This window comes from Roseococcus sp. SDR (genome assembly GCF_019083995.1).
Taxonomy (GTDB): Bacteria; Pseudomonadota; Alphaproteobacteria; order Acetobacterales; family Acetobacteraceae; genus Roseococcus.
The window spans coordinates 1-5675 of record NZ_JAHRCU010000048.1 but is presented as its reverse complement, the minus strand read 5'-3'; the positions used below and the strand labels follow the sequence as shown (position 1 = coordinate 5675).

At 56.6% G+C, this 5675-nt stretch carries 3 tRNA genes and 3 rRNA genes; all 6 read right to left on the bottom strand.

Annotation, left to right across the window (positions count from 1 at the left end):
• Position 1 precedes the first annotated feature (1 nt).
• A tRNA-Met gene (locus tag KTR66_RS24500) sits at positions 2-75 on the bottom strand.
• A 38-nt stretch (positions 76-113) separates the two neighbouring features.
• A 5S ribosomal RNA gene (gene rrf, locus KTR66_RS24495) occupies positions 114-228 on the bottom strand.
• A 113-nt stretch (positions 229-341) separates the two neighbouring features.
• Positions 342-3078, bottom strand: a 23S ribosomal RNA gene (locus KTR66_RS24490).
• A gap of 294 nt (positions 3079-3372) precedes the next feature.
• Positions 3373-3444, bottom strand: a tRNA-Ala gene (locus tag KTR66_RS24485).
• A 78-nt stretch (positions 3445-3522) separates the two neighbouring features.
• Positions 3523-3599, bottom strand: a tRNA-Ile gene (locus tag KTR66_RS24480).
• 371 nt (positions 3600-3970) lie between these two features.
• A 16S ribosomal RNA gene (locus tag KTR66_RS24475) occupies positions 3971-5459 on the bottom strand.
• The 16S, 23S and 5S rRNA genes sit together here with 3 tRNA genes alongside, the layout of an rRNA operon.
• Positions 5460-5675 lie beyond the last annotated feature (216 nt).

Genomic DNA, 5675 nt, shown 5'->3' with positions numbered 1-5675 from the left:
GATGCGGGGACAGGATTTGAACCTGTGACCTTCAGGTTATGAGCCTGACGAGCTACCGGGCTGCTCCACCCCGCGTGAAGTTGTGTGCACAAAAAAAGGTTTTCGGTTGGGTGGCCTGGCGCTGACCGACTCTCCCGCCGCTTGAGCGGCAGTACCATGGGCGCTGGAGTGTTTCACGGCCGAGTTCGGGATGGGATCGGGTGTTTCAACTCCGCGATAGGCACCAGGCCACCGAACCGAAAACCTGTTCGTGTGGTGATGGGGATTGGTTGGTGAGTGAATGGTTTGAGTGGGGTTTGGTGCTGCGTGCGGTGTTCGGACGGATCCGAACCGCATTGGGGAGTAGTGAGCCTATCGGGCGATTAGGATCGCTTAGCTGCACGCATTGCTGCGCTTCCACAGGCGACCTATCAACGTGATGGTCTATCACGGCCCTCGGGGAGACCTGGTTTTGAGGTGGGTTTCCCGCTTAGATGCTTTCAGCGGTTATCCCGTCCACACTTAGCTACCCAGCTGTGCCACTGGCGTGACAACTGGTGCACCAGAGGTGTGTCCATCCCGGTCCTCTCGTACTAGGGACAGATCCTCTCAAGTCTCCAACACCCACAGCAGATAGGGACCGAACTGTCTCACGACGTTCTAAACCCAGCTCACGTACCGCTTTAATCGGCGAACAGCCGAACCCTTGGGACCTGCTCCAGCCCCGGGATGCGATGAGCCGACATCGAGGTGCCAAACCTCCCCGTCGATGTGGACTCTTGGGGGAGATCAGCCTGTTATCCCTAGAGTACCTTTTATCCGTTGAGCGATGGCCCGTCCACGAGGGACCACCGGATCACTAAGGCCGACTTTCGTCTCTGTTCGCGCTGTCACGCTCACAGTCAGGCGGGCTTATGCCTTTGCACTCAACAGCCGATGTCCGACCGGCTTGAGCCCACCATCGCGCGCCTCCGTTACAATTTGGGAGGCGACCGCCCCAGTCAAACTGCCCACCACGCAGGGTCCCGGCCCGGGATAACCAGGCTCGGTTAGACGCCAAAAAGGCACAGGGTGGTATTTCAAGGTTGGCTCCACACAAGCTAGCGCCCATGCTTCAAAGCCTCCCACCTATCCTACACAGTCCCTTCCTGGCGCCACTGCGAAGTTGCAGTAAAGGTTCATAGGGTCTTTCCGTCTAACTGCGGGTACCCCGCATCTTCACGGGGAATTCAATTTCGCTGAGCCCATGCCGGAGACAGTGGGGAGGTCGTTACGCCATTCGTGCAGGTCGGAACTTACCCGACAAGGAATTTCGCTACCTTAGGACCGTTATAGTTACGGCCGCCGTTTACCGGGGCTTCAATTCGATGCTTGCACATCTCCTTTTAACCTTCCGGCACCGGGCAGGCGTCAGACCCTATACGTCATCTCTCGATTTCGCAGAGCCCTGTGTTTTTACTAAACAGTCGCCACCCCCTGCTTTGTGCCACCCACACCTGCTTGCGCAAGCATGGGTCTCGCTTATCCCGAAGTTACGCGAGCAATTTGCCTAGTTCCTTCGACATGGTTCTCTCAAGCGCCTTGGTATACTCTACCAGTCCACCTGTGTCGGTTTCGGGTACGGTTCAATGTCAGAGCTATTTCCCGGACCCCTCCAGCCGCCACCCCAATCCAATAAGGGATAACGGAATTTCAGGGCCGTCACTTCTGACGAGCTCAGGAATATTCACCTGATTCCCATCGGCTACGGCTGTCGCCCTCGCCTTAGGGGCCGGCTCACCCTGCGCGGATTAGCCTTGCGCAGGAACCCTTGGACTTACGGCGAGAGGGTTTCTCACCCTCTTTGTCGCTACTCATGTCCGCATTCGCACTTCCCATACCTCCAGCACACCTCGCGATGCACCTTCACAGGCCTAGGGAACGCTCCGCTACCACGCACCTTACGGTGCATCCACAGCTTCGGCAGATGGCTTGAGCCCCGTTACATTTTCGCCGCAAGACAGCTATTAGACCAGTGAGCTATTACGCTTTCTTTAAAGGATGGCTGCTTCTAAGCCAACCTCCTGGTTGTTTTGGCCGTCTCACATGCTTTCCCACTTAGCCATCATTTGGGGGCCTTAGCTGGTGGTCTGGGCTGTTTCCCTCTCGACTATGGACCTTAGCACCCACAGTCTGTCTGCCGCCTATCACTCACCGGCATTCGGAGTTCGGTAGGGTTTGGTAGGGCTTTGGGCCCCCCTAGCCCTTCCGGTGCTCTACCTCCGGTGGTGTCCAGACGACGATCTACCTCAATAGATTTCGCGGAGAACCAGCTATTTCCGAGTTTGATTGGCCTTTCACCCCTAGCCACAGCTCATCCCCGACTTTTTCAACAGGCGTGGGTTCGGCCCTCCAGTGGGTGTTACCCCACCTTCAGCCTGGCCATGGCTAGATCACTCGGTTTCGGGTCTCATGCCGGCAACTAAACGCCCTATTCAGACTCGCTTTCGCTTCGCCTACACCTAACGGCTTAAGCTTGCTGCCAACACGAACTCGCGGACCCATTATACAAAAGGTACGCCGTCACACCTCAAGGGTGCTCCGACTGCTTGTAAGCGTCCGGTTTCAGGTCTCTTTCACTCCCCTCGTCGGGGTGCTTTTCACCTTTCCCTCACGGTACTTGTGCACTATCGGTCGCCAAGGAGTATTTAGGCTTAGAGGGTGGTCCCCCTACGTTCAGACAGGGTTTCACGTGCCCCGCCCTACTCAAGGACCCTCAATCACATCACGCCTACGGGACTATCACCCACTATGGTCAGCCTTTCCAGACTGCTCGGCTTAGTGATCAAAGGCCACTGGCCTGCTCCGCGTTCGCTCGCCACTACTAGCGGAATCTCTGTTGATGTCTTTTCCTCCAGGTACTGAGATGTTTCAGTTCCCCAGGTTCGCCTCCACACCCTATGTATTCAGGTGCAGATACCCTCACGGGTGGGTTTCCCCATTCGGAAATCCGCGGATCAACGATTGCTCGCATCTCCCCGCAGCTTATCGCAGCGTGCCACGTCCTTCATCGCCTCTTGGCGCCAAGGCATCCACCGAACGCTCTTATCGCGCTCAATACATACCACCAATGCCCGCACGCAGGACCAAACCCCACGATGCGATCATCAGCTTACCAAACTAACTCAGCTTCACTCATTCACTCTTGCTCACGACACCACCCGTCCAGCGCAAAGCTCTCGCCCCACACCACACGGCCGGCCTCGTGACCAACCAATCCGATTCACCTGTCAAACAACACGCCTCCCAGATCAGATCCAGCTCGGACCATCACCAGGCGGCAAACCCGTTGTGCAGCGGCACACACCCAATCAGGAGAACACCAAGGCCCTCAACCAATCAGGCAAAACTCTTTGGAGACGGTCGGTATCGAACCGACGGCCCCCTGCTTGCAAAGCAGGTGCTCTACCACTGAGCTACGCCCCCATATCCCAGGATCGCAACCAAACCACCAGGCCAAGCCCAGCAGCTCGCTCACCTTTCCCAGAGGAGCCATCAGATCAATGGTGGGCCAAGGAGGACTTGAACCTCCGACCCCACGCTTATCAAGCGTGTGCTCTAACCAACTGAGCTACTGGCCCCAAAGCTCTCCAACCAACCAGAAAGACCCAACCAAAGGACCTCTCCAGGCGGGCATCACACCCAAGGCCGGAGCCCCCAGGCCAGGAACATCCCAGCCAGTCAACACCTGTTACTCTCGCAAATCTTCCGAACCGGGATACGCGGTCAGCGCTGAGATGAGCTCTCACTCACCCAAGGCGCCAGCCAAGCCTCCAGCCCAGCGGCATGATGTTCTCTTGATGCAGCAGCGTCACAGGCCCGTTCGTCAGCCAACCCAAACCCCATCCGAGGCCAAGGCCGAACCAACCAGGCTGGCATGAACAAGCAAAATCATATGTCGGACACCAACAAACCAAACAGGCGAACCCATCCAGCTCATCAGCATTCCTTGAAAGGAGGTGATCCAGCCGCAGGTTCCCCTACGGCTACCTTGTTACGACTTCACCCCAGTCGCTGACCCTACCGTGGTGACCGGCCCCCTTGCGGTTAGCCTAGACACTTAAGGTAAAACCAACTCCCATGGTGTGACGGGCGGTGTGTACAAGGCCCGGGAACGTATTCACCGCGGCATGCTGATCCGCGATTACTAGCGATTCCACCTTCATGCACCCGAGTTGCAGAGTGCAATCTGAACTGAGACGGCTTTTTGGGATCCGCTCGGCCTCGCGACCTGGCTTCCCATTGTCACCGCCATTGTAGCACGTGTGTAGCCCAGCTCATAAGGGCCATGAGGACTTGACGTCATCCCCACCTTCCTCCGGCTTGTCACCGGCAGTTCCTCTAGAGTGCCCACCCAAACATGCTGGCAACTAGAGGCGAGGGTTGCGCTCGTTGCGGGACTTAACCCAACATCTCACGACACGAGCTGACGACAGCCATGCAGCACCTGTCTTGCCGTTCCCTTGCGGGCACCAACGCATCTCTGCGAAGTCCGACAGATGTCAAGAGCTGGTAAGGTTCTGCGCGTTGCTTCGAATTAAACCACATGCTCCACCGCTTGTGCGGGCCCCCGTCAATTCCTTTGAGTTTCAACCTTGCGGCCGTACTCCCCAGGCGGTGCGCTTATCGCGTTAGCTACGACACTGAGTAACTAAGTTACCCAACATCCAGCGCACATCGTTTACAGCGTGGACTACCAGGGTATCTAATCCTGTTTGCTCCCCACGCTTTCGCGCCTCAGCGTCAGTAATGGACCAGCTCGCCGCCTTCGCCACCGGTGTTCTTCCCAATATCTACGAATTTCACCTCTACACTGGGAATTCCACGAGCCTCTTCCATCCTCTAGCCCAACCGTATCAAACGCAGCCCCCAGGTTAAGCCCAGGAATTTCACGCCTGACTAGTTGTGCCGCCTACGCGCCCTTTACGCCCAGTCATTCCGAGCAACGCTAGCCCCCTTCGTATTACCGCGGCTGCTGGCACGAAGTTAGCCGGGGCTTCTTCTTTGGGTACCGTCATCATCGTCCCCAACGAAAGGGCTTTACAATCCGAAGACCTTCTTCACCCACGCGGAATTGCTGGATCAGGCTTGCGCCCATTGTCCAATATTCCCCACTGCTGCCTCCCGTAGGAGTCTGGACCGTGTCTCAGTTCCAGTGTGGCTGATCATCCTCTCAGACCAGCTAACGATCGTCGCCTTGGTCAGCCTTTACCTAACCAACTAGCTAATCGTACGCAGGCTGCTCCGTGGGCACCTCACGGCTTTCTCCCTCAGGAGATATGCGGTATTAGCGTCAGTTTCCCAACGTTATCCCCCACCCTCGGACACATTCCTACGCGTTACTCACCCGTCCGCCACTAAGGCCGAAGCCCCCGTGCGACTTGCATGTGTTAAGCATTCCGCCAGCGTTCGCTCTGAGCCAGGATCAAACTCTCAGGTTCATCATCCATCAGCCACCTCAGCGACCAACAGACCAACCAACCAATCCCAAAACCCATCACTCAACTGCATCACAAAAAAAAACATCATCACCACCAAGACGCCAGATACATCAGCCAACACCAACGCATGTCACCACACGCAGCGCCAACCACGCATCCCCGCCCAGATAGCAATCATAACCATCTGCACAACAGATTTAATTGTGAAACAACTTG